17 protein-coding genes are annotated in these 17,401 nt (G+C 59.9%); 3 read left to right on the top strand and 14 right to left on the bottom strand.

Annotation, left to right across the window (positions count from 1 at the left end; translation table 11 throughout):
* Positions 1–48 precede the first annotated feature (48 nt).
* The gene (locus MKS85_RS08680; RefSeq protein ID WP_188252058.1) at positions 49–2,193 is read right to left on the bottom strand and encodes a 3-hydroxyacyl-CoA dehydrogenase NAD-binding domain-containing protein; all 2,145 of its coding nucleotides are present in this window, start codon (positions 2,191–2,193) and stop codon (positions 49–51) included.
* 25 nt (positions 2,194–2,218) lie between these two features.
* The gene (locus tag MKS85_RS08675; RefSeq protein WP_188252057.1) at positions 2,219–3,424 is read right to left on the bottom strand and encodes an acetyl-CoA C-acetyltransferase; all 1,206 of its coding nucleotides are present in this window, start codon (positions 3,422–3,424) and stop codon (positions 2,219–2,221) included.
* 617 nt (positions 3,425–4,041) lie between these two features.
* Between MKS85_RS08675 and MKS85_RS08670 the strand changes: the two genes are divergently transcribed.
* Positions 4,042–4,854 (top strand): cytochrome c, encoded by an 813-nt coding sequence (locus tag MKS85_RS08670; protein WP_188252056.1) that lies wholly within the window; start codon positions 4,042–4,044, stop codon positions 4,852–4,854.
* Between the two features lie 95 nt (positions 4,855–4,949).
* Here MKS85_RS08670 and MKS85_RS08665 read toward each other — a convergent pair whose 3' ends face one another.
* The 11 genes from MKS85_RS08665 to MKS85_RS08615 form a co-directional block, all read right to left on the bottom strand.
* Entirely contained in the window at positions 4,950–5,291 is a 342-nt protein-coding gene (locus MKS85_RS08665) for a ribonuclease E inhibitor RraB (RefSeq protein ID WP_047228234.1), read from the bottom strand.
* A 201-nt stretch (positions 5,292–5,492) separates the two neighbouring features.
* On the bottom strand, positions 5,493–5,729 hold the full coding sequence (locus tag MKS85_RS08660) for a hypothetical protein (protein WP_047228233.1): 237 nt from the start codon (positions 5,727–5,729) through the stop codon (positions 5,493–5,495).
* A gap of 138 nt (positions 5,730–5,867) precedes the next feature.
* Complete coding sequence (locus tag MKS85_RS08655) at positions 5,868–6,476, bottom strand: START domain-containing protein (RefSeq protein ID WP_188252055.1); 609 nt, start codon at positions 6,474–6,476, stop codon at positions 5,868–5,870.
* 37 nt (positions 6,477–6,513) lie between these two features.
* Positions 6,514–6,768, bottom strand: a complete 255-nt coding sequence (locus tag MKS85_RS08650; protein ID WP_047228231.1) for a YkgJ family cysteine cluster protein — start codon at positions 6,766–6,768, stop codon at positions 6,514–6,516.
* A 137-nt stretch (positions 6,769–6,905) separates the two neighbouring features.
* Entirely contained in the window at positions 6,906–7,382 is a 477-nt protein-coding gene (locus MKS85_RS08645) for a translation initiation factor 2 (protein ID WP_188252054.1), read from the bottom strand.
* 89 nt (positions 7,383–7,471) lie between these two features.
* A complete protein-coding gene (locus tag MKS85_RS08640) occupies positions 7,472–8,911 on the bottom strand; it encodes a PLP-dependent aminotransferase family protein (RefSeq protein ID WP_047228229.1) in 1,440 nt (479 codons plus the stop codon).
* 200 nt (positions 8,912–9,111) lie between these two features.
* Positions 9,112–9,921 carry an OmpA family protein gene (locus tag MKS85_RS08635; RefSeq protein ID WP_076383844.1) on the bottom strand — a complete coding sequence of 270 codons (810 nt, stop codon included), beginning with the start codon at positions 9,919–9,921 and terminating at the stop codon, positions 9,112–9,114.
* Positions 9,918–10,277, bottom strand: coding sequence for a DUF4398 domain-containing protein (locus MKS85_RS08630; RefSeq protein ID WP_047228227.1), 360 nt, complete (start codon positions 10,275–10,277; stop codon positions 9,918–9,920). The genes MKS85_RS08635 and MKS85_RS08630 overlap by 4 nt, the downstream gene beginning before the upstream one ends.
* 9 nt (positions 10,278–10,286) lie before the next feature.
* A complete protein-coding gene (locus MKS85_RS08625; protein ID WP_188252053.1) occupies positions 10,287–11,111 on the bottom strand; it encodes an ABC transporter substrate-binding protein in 825 nt (274 codons plus the stop codon).
* A 90-nt stretch (positions 11,112–11,201) separates the two neighbouring features.
* On the bottom strand, positions 11,202–12,131 hold the full coding sequence (locus MKS85_RS08620; RefSeq protein WP_047228226.1) for an electron transfer flavoprotein subunit alpha/FixB family protein: 930 nt from the start codon (positions 12,129–12,131) through the stop codon (positions 11,202–11,204).
* A gap of 1 nt (position 12,132) precedes the next feature.
* Positions 12,133–12,882: an electron transfer flavoprotein subunit beta/FixA family protein gene (locus tag MKS85_RS08615; RefSeq protein ID WP_188252052.1), complete on the bottom strand. Its 750-nt coding sequence runs from the start codon at positions 12,880–12,882 to the stop codon at positions 12,133–12,135.
* A gap of 547 nt (positions 12,883–13,429) precedes the next feature.
* On the opposite strand from MKS85_RS08615, the gene MKS85_RS08610 reads away from it, so the two are divergent.
* Entirely contained in the window at positions 13,430–15,094 is a 1,665-nt protein-coding gene (locus MKS85_RS08610) for an electron transfer flavoprotein-ubiquinone oxidoreductase (protein ID WP_139049472.1), read from the top strand.
* Between the two features lie 183 nt (positions 15,095–15,277).
* Here the strand turns inward: MKS85_RS08610 and MKS85_RS08605 are convergent, their stop codons facing one another.
* Complete coding sequence (locus MKS85_RS08605; protein ID WP_047228224.1) at positions 15,278–16,168, bottom strand: AraC family transcriptional regulator; 891 nt, start codon at positions 16,166–16,168, stop codon at positions 15,278–15,280.
* Positions 16,169–16,347: 179 nt separating this feature from the next.
* On the opposite strand from MKS85_RS08605, the gene MKS85_RS08600 reads away from it, so the two are divergent.
* Positions 16,348–17,400, top strand: a complete 1,053-nt coding sequence (locus MKS85_RS08600) for an NAD(P)-dependent alcohol dehydrogenase (protein ID WP_076383841.1) — start codon at positions 16,348–16,350, stop codon at positions 17,398–17,400.
* Position 17,401: the final 1 nt, after the last annotated feature.

The following is a 17,401-nucleotide window of genomic DNA, read 5'->3' as shown; positions in this document are numbered from 1 at the left end:
GAGCGTGCCTTGAAATACCGTCCCAAGGCAAGCCCCTTCCCCTGTCAGTCAGAACAGTTCTTGCCTGGCGGCTTTCTCCAGCAACAAGGCCGGTGGTGAAAATCGCTCGCCATACTGCTCGGCCAGATATTGAGCGCGGGCGACAAAATCCCGCAGGCCGTACTGGTTGATGAACTGCAACGCACCGCCGGTCCAGGCGGCGAAACCGATACCGAAAATCGAGCCGACGTTGGCGTCCGCCGTGGAGGTGAGCACGCCCTCCTCTACGCAGCGCACGGTTTCCAGGGCCTGGATGAACAGCAGGCGATCGCGGATATCCTGAGGCGAAATCTGCCCGTCGGCTTTCTCGAAACGATGCTTGAGCTCCGGCCACAGGTGTTTCTGCCCGTCGGCCGGATACTCGTAGAAACCGGCCCCGGCGGCTTTGCCTGGCCGCTTGTATTCGTTGAGCAGCAGGTCAATCACGGCGAACGCCGGGTGCTCGATCGGCGTTTTCCCTTCCGCTTGCAGGTCTTTGGCGGTTTGCGCGCGGATATGGCTCATCAGGCTGAGGGAAACTTCGTCAGAGATCGCCAGAGGCCCTACCGGCATTCCGGCCTTGCGCGCCTCGGTCTCGATCATCGGCGCGCTCACGCCCTCACCCAGCATGGCGATGCCTTCGTTGGTAAAGGTGCCGAATACCCGGGAGGTGAAGAAGCCACGACTGTCGTTGACCACAATCGGCGTCTTGTTGATTTGCAGAACGAAATCGAAACCTCGTGCCAGGGTCTCGTCGCTGGTGCGGGCGCCCTTGATGATTTCCACCAGAGGCATTTTCTCCACCGGGCTGAAGAAATGCAGACCGATGAACTTCGTCTGATCCGGTACAGCCGTCGCCAGACCGGTGATGGGCAGGGTCGAGGTGTTGGAGGCGAGCACCGCGTCCGCCCCAACAACCGCTTGGGCAGCGGCTGTGACGCTGGCTTTCAGGGCGCGATCCTCAAACACCGCCTCAATGACCAGATCGCAACCGGCCAGGTCGGCGTCGCAGTCAGTGGTTTGAATCCGCGCCAGCGTGGCTTCGCACTGCTCAACGGTGAGCTGCCCGCGGGCGACCTTCTTATCCAGCAGCGCCGCCGTGCGGGCCTTGCCTTTCTCGGCGGCGGCAAGGCTGACGTCCTTGAGCACCACCGCAATCCCGGCCATGGCGCTGACGTAGGCGATACCTGCCCCCATCATGCCGGCGCCGAGTACCCCGACTTTTTGGGTCAGATAAGGTGCAAAGCCCTGCGGACGCGAACCGCCGGCCTTTATTTCGTTGAGCTGGAACCAGAAAGTGCCGATCAGGTTCTTGGCCACCTGGCCAGTGGTCAGCTCAGTGAAGTAGCGGGTTTCGATCACGTGGGCGGTGTCGAAATCCACTTGGGCACCTTCCACTGCCGCGCAGAGAATTTTCTCCGGCGCGGGCAGGCAACCCTGGGTTTTGTTGCGCAGGATCGAAGGTGCTATCGCCAGCATTTGCGCGACTTTCGGGTGAGACGGCGTGCCACCCGGGATCTGATAGCCTTTCGCATCCCAAGGTTGGACCACGCTGGGGTTGGCGAGAATCCAGGCCCTGGACTTGCTCAGCAGGTCCTCGCGATCCACCGCCAGCTCATCGATCAGACCGGCCTGCAGTGCCTGTTGCGGGCGCACCTTCTTGCCCTCGAGCAAATACGGCAAGGCTTTCTCCAAGCCAAGCAACCGCACCATCCGCACCACCCCGCCGCCACCTGGCAACAGGCCCAGGGTGACTTCCGGCAGGCCAATCTGCACCGACGGGTGATCCAGCGCCACACGATGATGGCAAGCCAGGCAGATTTCCCAGCCGCCGCCCAGGGCCGCGCCATTGATGGCCGCCACCACCGGTTTTCCCAGGGTTTCCAGGGCACGCAGTTGCGCCTTGAGCCCGAGCACCATTTCATAGAAGGCCTTGGCTTGGGGTTTACCGACCTTGACCAGTTCGTTGAGGTCGCCGCCAGCGAAGAAGGTCTTCTTGGCCGAGGTAATGATCACCCCGGCAATCGAGTCTTTTTCGGCGGTCAACCGAGCGACGCAGGCAGCCATGGCCTCGCGGTACGTCGCATTCATGGTGTTGGCGCTCTGGCCTGGCATGTCCAGGGTCAGGACGACGATCCGGTCCTGGCCGGTTTCGTAACGGATGGCATCGCTCATGAAAAGTATTCCTTGAAATCGGGGCTCAGAGACGTTCGATAACGGTGGCAATGCCCATGCCGCCGCCGACACACAGCGTCGCCAGGCCATAGCGCAGGTGACGCGCCTCTAACTCATCGAGCAAGGTGCCGAGAATTGCGCAGCCTGTAGCCCCCAAGGGATGCCCCATGGCGATGGAGCCGCCGTTGACGTTGACCTTGGCAGGGTCGATGGCCATGTCCTTGATGAACTTGAGCACCACTGAGGCGAACGCTTCGTTGACTTCGAACAGGTCGATGTCCTCCACCCGCAGCCCAGCCTTGACCAGAGCCTTGCGGGTAGCCGGCGCCGGGCCGGTGAGCATGATGGTCGGATCGGTGCTGGTGACAGCCGTGGCGACGATCCGCGCCCGCGGTTGCAGCCCCAGCGCCTGCCCCTTGGCTTCAGAACCGATCAGCATCAGCGCCGCCCCATCGACGATGCCGGAACTGTTGCCCGGCGTGTGGACATGGTTGATCCGTTCCACATGGCTGTAGACCCGCAGCGCCGTAGCGTCGAAGCCCATCTGGCCCATGGCTTCGAAACTCGGCTTGAGCTTGCCCAGGCCCTCCAGAGTCGAGTCCGCACGGATGAATTCGTCGTGATCCAGCAGCACGATGCCATTCTGGTCCCGCACCGCCACCAGGGATTTGTTGAACGAACCGTCGGCCCGGGCCCGGGCGGCCTTTTGCTGGGAGTGCAGCGCGAAAGCATCGACGTCCTCGCGGCTGAAGCCCTCCAGGGTTGCGATCAGGTCAGCACCGATGCCCTGAGGTGTGAAGTGGCCCTGCAGGTTGGATTGAGGATCCAGCGCCCAAGCGCCGCCGTCGCTGCCCATGGGCACGCGAGACATGGATTCGACACCTCCGGCCACCACCAGATCCTCGAACCCGGAGCGCACTTTCATCGCCGCCAGGTTCACCGCTTCCAGGCCCGAGGCGCAGAACCGGTTGAGCTGCACGCCTGCCACGCTGACATCCCAATCGGCGATCAGCGCGGCGGTCTTGGCGATGTCGGCGCCCTGATCACCTATCGGCGTCACGCAACCGAGCACGATATCGTCAACCTGACTGGTGTCCAGGCCCATGCGCTGCTGCAGGGCGGTGAGCAGGCCGCCCACCAGGTTCACCGGCTTGACGCTGTACAAAGCGCCATCGGCCTTGCCCTTGCCACGAGGGGTACGTAATGCATCAAAAATCAAAGCTTCGGTCATGACATCCTCAAACCACTGGGACAATGCAATGGCTCCAACCATAAGCCCAGCGGCCCGAGATTCAATGACCGCAGTGCTCAACGACGTTGACGGCCACGCTCAGACGAACGGTAGCATGCTATCGGGTTAACCGATTCAGGTGAGCAAAGTGTCTAGCAAAAGGGCCTTCACGAAGGTGGCACTAGGCCTCATACCACTTTAAGAGCGGACGGCAGCAAACTAATACGAATTGGATCTAAGCCAAGGCGGCTGCGGCCCCTAATGTAATCCTTGTACAAGATAGTCGTCGGGTTTTGCCGAGGCGCTTGTCAGACAGGAAGTGCAACGCCAGCCGTCAGGAGATATGCAGGCTGGCCTCAGGAAATAACAAAAAAGGCGGGTCAGCCATGTTCAAACATTCGAAAGTTCGCCAAGCCGGACTCATTCTCTTCGCCACGACGCTGCTGTTGATTGTGCCGAATATCACCAAGGTGATCGGCTGAATCCGGCGCGCGGGTGCCTGTACCATCGGCAAGCGGTAGCGCTTGTATCATCAAAAAATGTGACGAGTTCGTTGTTCGAGTCGCGGTGGCTGTGCCAACCTTTGCGGCACTCCCTCGACATGGAAGACGACCCTCGTGAAAGCTCTCATTGTGTTCGGCGCGCTGCTGCTCAGCACGCCCTTGTTTGCCGCGCAGCTGGTGCTGGAGCTGGGCACGACTGCCCGCACCTGGCAGACCGAAGAACTGCTCCAGCATCCTGAAGCCCGAACGATCCAGATCGCTGAAGACGTTTCCTACAAAAAACCGATGAATTATCGCGCCGTGCCGCTGACAGCGCTGTTGACTGGCGTCGAGCCCGACGACCATCTCCAGGCCGTGGCGCTGGACGGATTTGCCGCCGAATTGCCCGCAGCACCGTTACTCAACACAAACGGCGCGCGAGCCTGGCTGGCGATCGAAGACCCGGCCCACCCCTGGCCCCCACTGGGTGAAGGCAAGAGCAGCGCCGGGCCCTTCTATCTGGTCTGGACCAACCCCCAGGCAGGTCACATCAGCCCCGAACAATGGCCGTACGCGGTGGCGACCATCAAGCGCCTGTCAGCGGTAGCCGAGCGCTTCCCTGCCCTGCTGCCGGCGCCCACGGTGACTCAGGCTGACCCGGTCTATAAGGGCTTTGAACTGTTCCAGAAGAACTGCCTGGCTTGCCATCGGCTCAACGGCGCAGGCGACGCGCAGTTTGGCCCGGACCTGAACATCCCCTTCAATCCTACCGAGTACTTTTCCGGGGATTTCCTCAAGCGCTATATCCGCGACCCACAAAGCCTGCGTCGCTGGCCCCAAGGGAAGATGCCGGGGTTCTCGGCCACGGTGCTGCCGGATGCGGAGCTGGATCTGCTGGTGGGGTATCTCAAGCACATGGCGGGGCGTAAACAGCCGTTGGCCCCATGAAGTCGGTTTTGTGCCTGAAGTAATCTGGTGGGAGCACACCTATGAAAACGGCCGACACATGGGTCAGCCGTTGCTCGGGTTGCGTGAATGAACGGTCAGGCGTGCAGGCGCCGTATTTCCTGTTTGACACCCCAACCCTCGATGATGCCACCCAAAGGCTCCACCACCGCCTCGAAGTTTTGTTCGAAGTCTCCAATGTCATCGTAGGTGGCGTACATCACCCGGCTCAACTCCAATGACCAGGCGCCGTCATCCCGTGCGCTGATCTGTGCATTCAATGACTCACCCCGAAATTGACCTGCCGCCCTGCGCGCCCGCTCCTCATCCGGGAAAATGGCGTAGAACTCGATGGGATGGAATTGTGAGAAATCGAAACCGCCTTCTTTCATGCGGCGAAGCACGCTGGTGCTGATGTCTTCTTGATAGGCTGTGCTCATGAAACGTCCTCCTCAAACCGATGGATAGACTTTCCGTCTTCCCGTGCGGGCAACCCTTGGGTTGCAGCGATACGGCATCAAATTACCGTCGGGACACAAGCATGTAGCTGACAAGACCGGACCTAAGCGATCCTTTCGCTGATCTCAATTGCAGAGTAGCTGCAAGTAGTGGTCACTGCCAAGCGGGGCCAGGCAGTGACTTCATGAAATCGGTGTAATGCTGATGATTTCGATACTGTGCTGGGATTTGAGATTCTTGACCGTAGGGTCTGCGGTGCGGCCCTCCAGGTCATTGAGATCAAGCTTGGCGGGTACGGGGAGCAGCTTTTGGCGAATCAACTGCGCAGCCTGCTCCATTGTGGGCTCCTGTTCATAGTCGAACCGCTCGGCGATGGCTTCGCCGTGATCATCAACGAAAGTGATTTCCCACTTTTGCATCGGTGTCTCCTCGATCAATTCAGGGCCTGGCTTACCTCTATCTCGACATTCAGGGCTGAACAATCGTTCCGCTCAGTCGTTGGACGGCTGCCATAAGAAAAACCGCCTCACGGGCGGTTTTTCATGCAGCGTCGGCGATTATTTCTCGGCACGTGCTTTCAAGGCTTTCAACGTATTGAACGGCGCATCCACCACGAACTTGTTGGCCAGCCAGGAAGGAACATCGCCACCTGGTTCGGTGTGGACCTGATAGATCACTTCGACCTGGCCGGCGTCCTTGGGCGTGAATTTCCAGAAGCCTTCAACTTGAGTGACCCGCACAAAACCCTTTTTTTCAGGCATGTAGGTTGGCACGCCCTTGAGGTTGCGGGTGAGGCTGCCATCGGCACCTTTGACGGTGGTCACTTGCAACACCGAGTCCCGCGGGGTAACCGGCCAGGGCGTGTTGAACTGGGTGTAGGTCCAGCTCTGGTCCCCTTCATGCTTGAGCAGCTCCTGGCTCTTGCATTCGTGAATCCAGGCACAGGCAGCCGAAACGTCTTCCTGAAGCGCTTGCAGCTTGGCCATGGTGGTTTTCATGACGGTCACGCCTTGGTAGGCCTTGTACTTGGAACCGGCCACTTCACTGAGGGAAACCTTGATGCCGTCCTCTTCCTTGGCGACTTTCCAGTCTTCTGCCTGGGCGGTAGCCGTTGCCAGCAGCACGGTCAAACCACACAACACAGCCATACGATGCAGCGAACCCATAGTTTTTTCCTTGTTATCGAAGTTCCGAACTGGCCCATTACGCTGCCGTGATTTGCTCCCACCAACCGATCAGCCGGATGGCGTCTTCAGAGCTGTTGCCGCAGACCTCGATGTCGGCCTCGAACGCCGAGCACACCCTCGGCCGCTCCGGCTGGCCGAAGATCTGGCACAGGTTATCGACTGACAGCTGCACACAACGTTCGCCCGCCGGCTTGCCGTCGGGCATGCCAGGAATCGGCGAACTGATGGAAGGGGCGATGCAGCAGGCGCCACAGCCTTCGCGGCATTTCATGACGACAACATCCTCACGACAAGTAATGATTGGTAACAGAACACAGAGTAACGGCTAAAACACTCGTTTTAAATTACCGTCCGTGTGTTTTTTCTTGTACGCCAGGATGACCCTACAGTCAGCGGCGAGAGGGAGGATTACTGCTTGAATTCGAAATCCAACGCCGCGCCTTCGACTTCATTGCGCTCTTGATTGCGCAATGGCAATTGCATTTCATTGCTCAGCAAACGGCCATTGAGTTGAAACGGTCCCGGTTTTTCCCCAAACATGGAGGGCAACAAAGGCTCACGCTTGGGTAACGGCACCGCACCCGGAGGCTGCAGATCCTCGACCATGTCTTGAGGCAGGCTCAAATCCAGCTTGGCCGGCGGTAACCGGGTTTTGGCGACCTCGCGGGCAGATTGACTCTTGGAAGCGACAGGGGCGCGCTTTTTCTTCGCTGCCGCAGCTTTTTTAGCCGGCGCTTTTTTAACAACTGCCGGTTTTTTCTTCGAGGCGCTTTTAGTGGCACTGGCGGCCGGTTTCTCCTGCGCCGACGCAGCCACGACACCCTCCGAAGGGAAGGCAGTCAACAGGCCGATCAAAACCCAGGCGGCAGGAGCAATGGCTTTCATAGACACTACGGCACTTACGGCAGAGATCCCCATGCTCGCCTGTTACTCAGCCGCTGACAAGCACATCAGGCAGGAGCCGCCAGTTTCTATCAAAAACCGCTGGCGGTCTCCTGGCACAGTTGGGTGGCCAGCAGGCCTAGCGTCATCAAGGCCCGTTCAGCCTCGCGGTTCCAAGGCGTGCCGCAATTGAGGCGGATGCAATGGTTGAACTGTTCGGTGTTACTGAAAATCAGCCCTGGTGCAATGCTGATACCTTGCTGCAACGCCCGTACATGCAACTCCTGAGTGTTGACCCGCCCCGGCAGACTGACCCACAGAATGAAGCCTCCATTAGGCCGGCTCATTTGCGTACCTTCGGGAAAGTATTGCTGCACTGCCAACTGAAAGGCACTGAGGTTTTTGCGGTACTCCTGGCGGATATAACGCAAGTGCCGATCATAGCCGCCATTTTCCAGGTACGCCGCGATGCCCATCTGCGTGACGCTGCATGCCGAGTGCGTGCTGAAGGTCTGGAGCCGTTGGATTTCCTGCTGGAATTTACCGGCAATCATCCAACCAATGCGCACGCCCGGTGACAACGTCTTGGAAAAACTCGAACAGTAAATGACTCGGTCCAACCGGTCATAGGCCTTGAGCGCCTTGGTGCGTCCCTGCTCGAACATCAACTCGCCATAAATATCGTCTTCAACGATCTGGATGTCGAAATCCGAGGCCAGGCGCAACAGTTGCTTTTGCCGCTCCTCGGGCATCGTCCCACCGAGGGGATTGCTCAAGCGCGTGGTCAGCACCAGCGCCTTGATCGACCACTGATTGGCCGCCAGTTGCAGGGCTTCCAGGCTCATGCCGGTGACCGGGTCGCTGGGGATCTCGATGACCTTGAGGCCCAGCAGATCCGCCAGTTGCAGCAAGCCGTAGTAGGTCGGCGACTCGGCGGCGATCAGGTCTCCTGGCCGGGTCAGCACCCGCAAGGACATTTGCAGCGCATCCACGCAACCGTGAGTGATCACCACCTCGGAGGGATCCACCACGACCCCGGCATCGCGCATGCGAATCGCCACTTGGCGGCGCAAGGGTTCGAAGCCCGGGCTGAACATGTAGCTGAACGCCCGCGGGCTGTGGAAGCGCGTGACCTTGGCCAGTTGCTGGTGCAGCGCTCGTACAGGCAGGTAGTCGACGCTCGGCACCGCCGCGCCCAGGGGAAATACCCCTTCGCGGCGCGACTCAACCAACACCTGCTGGATGATGCTGCTGCGCGTGACCAGCCCCGGACGCTCGACCCGCGCGATGTCCGGCGTCGGCGCCGTCAGGGCCGGGGTTTGATGCACGTAGTAACCGGACTGCGGCCGCGCACGGATCAGCCCCTGATCTTCAAGGTTGGCGTAGGCCTGCAGCACCGTCGCATGGCTGACGTTGAGCTGCGAGCTCATCTTGCGCACCGAAGGCACACGTTCGCCGGGCTGATACACACCGCGCCGGATGTCTTCAGCCAGTTGTTGGGCAATACGTTGATAGAGCAAGAGGTTGGTCATGACGCAGCACTCGATTTCACGGGCATTTTATTTTTGTGAGAGATAGTACCGGAACAGTTTAGAAGTGTACTGGGACAGTTGCCAGATTACCCGACCCTACAGGGCAGTGACAGCCCCAACTGTACTCATGAATCACTGATTCGCAGGCCCAAAAAAACCCGGCGCCTCTGAAGGGGCCGGGTTTTCCAGCAACGCAGCCCTTAGCGGGCGGCGCCGAGCTGGCCTTTCTCGTCGGAGAACACAATTTCAACCCGACGGTTCTGTGCCCGACCACGCTCGGAAGCGTTGACGTCGACCGGGAACTCATCACCGTAGCCTTCGACCTGAATGCGCTTTTCGTCGATCCCCAGGTCCACCAGCACGTCCGCCACCGCCTGGGCCCGGTTACGGGACAGCTTGAGGTTTTCCTGCTTGCCGCCGGTGCTGTCGGTGTAACCTTCGATACGCACCACACGCTTGGGGTTGAGCTGCAAGAATTGCACGATCTTGAGCACCACCCGGTTTGCCGAGTTCTTCAACTGCGCCTGGCCGGTGTCGAACAGCACGTCACCGAGCGTCATCACCAGGCCGCGATCGGTCTGGGTGGTGGCCATTGCCATGATCTGCTCTTCCAGCCACTTGCCCTGTTGCTGGACACTCAGCAACTTGGACTCGCGCAGGGCCAATTGCAGGCGCTGGCGCTCCAGTTCGAGCTTCGCCGCCCGCTCTTCATTGAGCACCTGATTGCTGTGCTCACGGGCAATCTCACTGTAACGCTGGCTCAGGTAGGCGTAATGCAGCACATCTTCGCTGCTGCCCCAGTAGCTGGACAAGCGATCGGCCCGGGCCAGGGATTCGCCGGCGCGGATGACATCCTTGGGCGCGGCTCGCAATACGTTGGAGTCTTCCTTGACCTTCTGGAAGTCGGCACCTGCCTTTTCCAGCGCCACTTCGCTGCGCTGACCCGCGCAACCGTACAAGCTGGCCAGGCCCGCGAGAATCAGGCCGCCAAATACTTGGGACTGCTTCATTGGGCATCATCTCTCAACTGTTTGCGCAAGCGCTCGATGCGGGTGTTAAGCACGTTCAGGTGTTCCTCGCCCTTGAGGGTCAGCACCTTCGCTTCGGCCAGGCGTGCATCCAGTTCGGCTTGCTCAGCGCGCATGCGGGCCTTCTTGAACGACTCGTCGGCCATGTTGGACTGGGCGCGGGCGAACTTTTCTTCGGCGAGTTTCAACTCGGGCACTTCTTCGGAGGTGGCGCCCACGGCGCGGGCTTGCTCCAGCGCCTGTTCAGTCAGGCGAATCTGTTCATTCGGCGCCGGATCGGCTGCGCAACCCGCCAGAGCCAGTACGGCCAGGGCAGCGAAAAGAGGTCGAATAGTCACTAATGTTCCCTACTGTTTTGGGGCACCAACAGGTGGCTGCAACTGTGTTTTCCAACGCTCGATATTGCGCTGCAACACAGCCTCCGTCAGGCCGGACGCGGCCAATTCTGTCATCTTTTGCGCCAGCTGTCCGCGCAACCATGGGTCATTGCAGGCGGAGTTATGGGAAACCGCGAGGAACAGCCCCGGGGTATCCACTGGTTGCGGCGCGGCCTGCAGGTCATTGGCCATGCCCAATGTCTGGGCCATCGCCAGGCCCGAGTAACGCCCTGCCAGGACATACTCCACCTCCCCCAGCAGCAGTTTCTGAAAGGCTTCAGTCAGGTTGGGGGTACGGGTCAGGGACAATTGCTGCTCGGCAAATACGCCAAATGCCTGGGTCATTCGCGCCTTTTGCGACAATGCCCCGGGATGACCATGAAGGTCCTCGGGCTGAGCGATCACCAATGTCGAATCCTTGCGGGTCCACACCAGGTAATCGTTATTCAGCAAGGGCGGATGAACATAGTCCAGGGTTTCAAGCTCGCTGATGGTCAGCGCGGCGTCGACGAGCAGGTCCATGCGTCCGCTGCGCACTTCGTCCAGGGCCTGAGCACGCTTGCCGGCATAGAGCAATTCGATCTTGATCCCCAGCTCCGTCGCCACTTGCGTCAGCAGGTCGGCGCTGGCGCCGATCAGGTGCTTGGGATCCTGGGGGTCTTGCCACAGGTAGGGCGGCGCATCCGGGCTACCGGTGGCGATCAGACGTTCACACTTGCCGGCGGCGACAGACAGACCTGGCACGACGGCCAGCGCCCACAGCAACGACACGCCAGCCAAACGGCGAAGATCCATGGCGATATGCTCCCCTTGCAGTGACAACAACGTGCAGATAATAAAAAACCCGGCCAAAGGGCCGGGCTCTTTATAAGTGAAGACGCCGGATTAGACCAGCTTCTCCAGCTCAGGGATGGCTTCGAACAAGTCCGCTACCAGGCCATAGTCAGCCACCTGGAAGATCGGCGCTTCTTCGTCCTTGTTGATCGCGACGATCACCTTGGAGTCTTTCATGCCGGCCAGGTGCTGGATCGCGCCGGAGATACCGACGGCGATGTACAGCTGTGGCGCAACGATCTTGCCGGTCTGGCCGACCTGCATGTCGTTAGGTACAAAACCTGCGTCGACCGCGGCGCGGGAAGCACCGACGGCAGCACCCAGCTTGTCGGCCAGGGCGTACAGGTGTTTGAAGTTGTCGCCGTTCTGCATGCCGCGACCGCCGGAAACGACGATCTTGGCAGCGGTCAGTTCCGGACGATCGGACTTGGCCAGTTCTTCGTTGACGAAGCTGGAGATACCGGCGTCGTGAGCAGCAGCCACCGCTTCAACAGCAGCGGAGCCACCTTCGGCGGCAACCGGGTCGAAACCGGTAGCACGTACGGTGATGACCTTGACCGCAGCATTGGACTGCACGGTAGCAATGGCGTTACCGGCATAGATCGGGCGCTTGAAGGTGTCGGCACTTTCCACCGAGATGATCTCGGAGATCTGGTCGACGTCCAGCGCAGCGGCAACGCGCGGCAGGATGTTTTTGCCGTTGGACGTGGCGGCAGCCAGGATGTGGCTGTAGCCCTTGCCCAGCTCTGCTACCAGCGGTGCAACGTTTTCCGGCAACTGGTGCGCATAGGCAGCGTTGTCGGCCGACAACACTTTTGCCACACCCGCGATTTTCGCAGCGGCTTCAGTCACGGCGCCAACGCCTTGACCGGCCACCAGAACGTGGACATCACCACCGATTTTCGCGGCGGCAGCAACGGTGTTCAGCGTGGCCGGAGCCAGCGCCTTGTTATCGTGTTCGGCGATTACCAAGATAGTCATGTCAGATTACCTTCGCTTCGTTTTTCAGTTTCTCGACCAGTTCAGCCACCGACTTGACCTTGATACCCGCGCTGCGTGCAGCCGGCGCTTCGACTTTCAGGGTCTTGTTGGTGGAGGCGGTGGAAACGCCCAAAGCGTCCGGAGTCAGCACTTCAAGCGGCTTCTTCTTGGCTTTCATGATGTTTGGCAGGGACGCGTAGCGCGGCTCGTTCAAACGCAGGTCGGTGGTGACGATGGCCGGCAGTTTCAGGGAAACAGTCTGCGCGCCGCCGTCGATTTCGCGAGTCACGGCAACGCTGTCGCCGGACACTTCAACCTTGGACGCGAAGGTGCCCTGACCGTAGCCGCTCAATGCCGCGAGCATCTGGCCGGTCTGGTTGTTGTCGCTGTCGATGGCCTGCTTGCCGAGGATCACCAGCTGTGGCTGTTCCTTGTCGACAACGGCCTTGAGCAGCTTGGCCACGGCCAGGGAAGTCACGTCTTCGGCGGATTCGACGAGGATGGCGCGATCAGCACCCAGCGCCAGCGCGGTACGCAGTTGCTCCTGGGCAGTGGTCGGGCCGATGGAGACGACGACGATCTCAGTCGCCACGCCTTTTTCTTTCAGGCGTACGGCTTCTTCTACGGCGATTTCGCAGAAAGGGTTCATCGACATCTTGACGTTGGCGAGGTCGACGCCGGAGTTGTCCGCCTTGACGCGAACCTTGACGTTATAGTCGACCACTCGTTTGACAGCTACAAGAACCTTCATGGATTCCTCGTTACTCTCCGGTGAAAAGAAAGTCGCCTAGGCGAACCTGGCGGTTGATGCTCATGGGCGCAAGGGCACCTCTAAAAACGCCGGCATGAACCACACATGACCTTGCTCACGGGAGTGAAGACCGTTCGTCAGTGATGACCGACGAGTCATTCATTATCGCGGCGTGTAAACTGCGCGTCCGAACCACGCAATACGTCACTTTGTGCTGCCTTCGCCCTGTCTTTAGAGGTGCTCTTGGAACCAACAGTCAGCCTACGGCGAGCGCAAAACCGCCCGTATCTTGACCGGAACGCCCATTCCGGTCAATACGGCAAAATGGTCAGTCATAAGCCGTACGTCAGTGATTTATCTGGCCTGCGGCTATTTCAAACAAACGTTTGTATTGGACCCTGAGAGTGGTGTAGATATAATGCGCCGCTTAAGAGAGAACCGCGGGTCATTCATTGCCGCTTTCGTCGATTTCGCGAAGCAGATCATGGATGCAACGCCAAACCTCCAATTAGAAAAAAACTGTTGAGCCTTGAGTAGGAGATAGCCTGTGGAACGCGAATACATGGAATTCGACGTGGTCATCGTCGGTGCCGGCCCCGCTGGCCTGTCTGCCGCTTGCCGACTGAAACAGAAGGCCGCCGAAGCCGGTAAGGAAATCAGCGTCTGCGTGGTCGAAAAAGGCTCCGAAGTCGGTGCGCACATTCTCTCCGGTGCGGTATTCGAACCCCGCGCCCTGAACGAATTGTTCCCGGACTGGAAAGAACTCGGCGCACCGTTGAACACGCCCGTCGTGCGCGATGACATTTTTGTCCTGAGAAACGCCGAGACCGCGAGCAAAATCCCTGACTTCTTTGTGCCCAAGACCATGCACAACGAAGGCAACTATATTATTTCCCTGGGCAACCTGTGCCGCTGGCTGGCCCAGCAGGCCGAGAACCTGGGCGTGGAAATCTACCCGGGCTTCGCCGCCCAGGAAGCGCTGTTCGACGAGAACGGCGTCGTACGCGGGATCATTACCGGCGACCTCGGTGTCGACCGTGAAGGCAAGCCGAAAGAAGGCCTCTACACCCCTGGCATGGAACTGCGTGGCAAATACACGCTGTTCGCCGAAGGCTGCCGTGGTCATATCGGCAAGCAACTGATCAAGCGCTTCAACCTGGACAGCGACGCCGACGCCCAGCACTACGGCATCGGCCTGAAGGAAATCTGGGAAATCGACCCGGCCAAGCATCAACCGGGCCTGGTGGTGCACACCGCCGGCTGGCCGCTGGACATCATGGGCACCGAAAATACCGGGGGCTCTTTCCTTTATCACCTGGAAAACAACCAGGTGGTCGTCGGCCTGATCGTCGATCTGTCCTACAGCAACACTTTCCTGTCGCCGTTCGACGAGTTCCAGCGCCTCAAGCATCACCCGGTGCTCAAGCAGTACCTGGAAGGCGGCAAGCGCGTCAGCTACGGTGCGCGTGCCATCTGCAAGGGCGGCCTGAATTCGCTGCCGAAAATGGTCTTCAAGGGCGGCGCGCTGATCGGTTGCGACCTCGGCACCCTGAACTTCGCCAAGATCAAAGGCAGCCACACCGCCATGAAGTCCGGCATGCTCGCCGCCGAAGCGGTGGCCGATCGCCTGTTTGCCGAATCCGAAGGCGGCGATGAACTGACCGCGTACGTCGACAGTTTCAAGAACAGCTGGCTGTACGAAGAGCTGTTCGCCAGTCGTAACTTCGGCCCAGCGATTCACAAGTACGGCGCTATCATCGGCGGCGGCTTCAACTGGCTCGACCAGAACATCTTCGCCGGCAAGCTGCCGTTCACCCTGCATGACACCAAACCGGACTACGCCTGCCTGAAACTGGCGGCTGACTGCAAAAAGATCGACTACCCGAAACCGGACGGAAAGATCAGCTTCGACAAACTCAGCTCGGTGTTCATCTCCGGTACCAACCATGAAGAAGAACAGCCCTGCCACCTGAAGCTGACCGATCCGAGCATCCCGATCAGCAAGAACCTGCCGCTGTATGACGAACCGGCCCAACGCTATTGCCCGGCCGGGGTGTACGAAGTGGTGACCCAGGAAGACGGCGAGAAGCGCTTCCAGATCAACGCCCAGAACTGCGTTCACTGCAAGACCTGCGACATCAAGGACCCTGCACAGAACATCACCTGGGTTTCGCCGGAAGGCGCCGGCGGGCCGACTTACCCGAATATGTAAGCCGATTCGCTGAACATCAAGGCTCCCGACATGGGGGCCTTTTTGTTGCCTGCGATTCTGTCAACCACACCGAACCCATGTGGGAGCGAGCCTGCTCGCGATAGCGGCGCGTCAGTCGACCTTCATCTTGAATGACAAGGCGCTATCGCGAGCAGGCTCGCTCCCACAAGGAATCCTGAGTGATCAAGCGACGCGCTCTTCCCCGGGACTGCGCTCGAAGTAACGCTTGTACTCCCGGCTGAACTGCGACGAACTCTGATATCCCACCTGGTGCGCAACCTGGGCCACGCCCATGCCCTCGATCAGCAGCAACCGCTGAGCCTTGAGCAGACGCAGTCGTTTGAGGTACTGCACCGGCGACAACAGCGTGCTGCGTTTGAAATGTTCATGGAAGGTCGAAGCACTCATGTTCGCGCAACTGGCCAGCGTCTCGACGTTCAACGGCTCGGTGAAATGCGCGTGCAGATGGCTCAGGGCAGCGGCAATCCGGGCAAACTGTCCTTGCTGCTCCACCAGCGCGCGCAGTACGTCGGCCTGGGGCCCGCGCAAGGCGACAAACAGCAGCTCCCGCAGCCGCGCCTGCCCCATGACCTGGCATTCCAACGGATCGTGCAGGCAGTGCAACAAGCGCTCGACACATCCACGCATGGCGTCATCGAGCACCGCACACGTCATCGACTCCGGGGTCTGCGGCGCAAGGCTGCGCCCCGGCACCAGTCCCATGGCCAGCACCAGCTCCCCCAGTATCGCCCGATCGATTGCCACGGAAACCCCCAGCAACGGAGCATTGGGCATGGCGTAGGTTTCGCATTCGAACGGCACCGGCAGCGCCTGGATCAAATAATGCCCCGCACCGTACTCCAGCGTGCGTGGCCCCAGGAACGCCAGTTTGCTGCCCTGGACAATGATCACCAGACTCGGCTCGTAGAGCTGTGGACCACGGGCAACGTCCTGGCTGGCCCTGAGCACCTGTACGCCCGGCAACTGCGTGGGCACGAATCCGTCGCGGGTCGCCAGGGGTTCAATCAGCGAGACCAAAGGGGCATTGGCATCAAGATGACGGGTCAACAACATGGGAAAAACTTCACGAAAAAAGGGATGAAAGCATCATCGCAGGTCTAATGCTTCGTAGGATCAAACCATAGCCAATGTCGGAGGAATAGGCACGACACGCGTAGGAATCGCCATCGCCGCGAAGCGACATGACTCCCACAATGGTCCACCTCACCGTTCACTGCTTAGCGAGGTCCATTATGTACACTGCTATCGGATATGCCGCCCAATCGGCCACCACTCCCCTCGCCCCAATGAAGTTCGAACGCCGCAGCCCGCGAGCCGACGATGTGGCGATCGACATTCTCTACTGTGGCGTATGCCATTCCGACATCCACCAGGCCCGCAATGAATGGGGCATTGCCGTTTATCCGTTGATGCCCGGCCATGAGATCGTCGGAAAAGTCACCGCCGTTGGTGCGAATGTCACCCGCTATAAGATTGGCGACCTGGTGGGCGTTGGCTGCATGGTCGACTCCTGCCGCGAGTGCGAAGCCTGTCGCGCGGACCTGGAACAATACTGCTACCAAGGCATGACGCAGACCTACGCCAGCCCGGACCGTATCAGCGGCGGCCACACCATGGGCGGGTACTCCAACAGCATCGTGGTCAGCGAACACTTTGTGCTGCGCATCCCGGAAACCCTCGACCCGGCCGGCGCCGCGCCGATTCTCTGCGCTGGCATCACCACCTACTCGCCCCTCAAGCACTATGGCGTGAAAGCCGGTGACAAGGTAGGCGTGCTGGGCATGGGCGGCCTCGGCCACATGGGCATCAAGTTCGCCAAGGCCATGGGCGCGGAAGTGACGCTGTTCACCCGCTCGGCGAGCAAGGCTGAGGAAGCCCGACGCCAGGGCGCCGACCACGTGATCGTGTCTACCGACGCAGAACAGATGGCCGCTGCCGCCGGACATTTCAACTTCCTGCTGGACACCATTCCGGTGCAGCACGACCTCAATCCCTACCTCGACACCTTGCGTTTCGACGGCGTGCATATCCTGGTGGGTCTGGTCGAGCCGATCGATCCGCCGGTACACGCGGCCAAACTGATCATGGGCCGTCGGGTCCTGGCCGGCTCGCTGATCGGCGGTATCGCAGAAACCCAGGAAGTGCTGGATTTCTGCGCCGAACACAACATCAGCTGCGACATTGAAATGCTCGACATCCGCCAGATCAACGAGGCCTACAGCCGCATGATCGCAGGCGACGTGAAGTACCGCTTCGTCATCGACATGGCGACGCTCAAAGCCTGAC

This window comes from Pseudomonas sp. JL2 (genome assembly GCF_031570495.1).
GTDB classification, from domain to species: domain Bacteria; phylum Pseudomonadota; class Gammaproteobacteria; order Pseudomonadales; family Pseudomonadaceae; genus Aquipseudomonas; species Aquipseudomonas rhizophila.
This window is presented reverse-complemented; position numbering and strand designations above follow the sequence as displayed.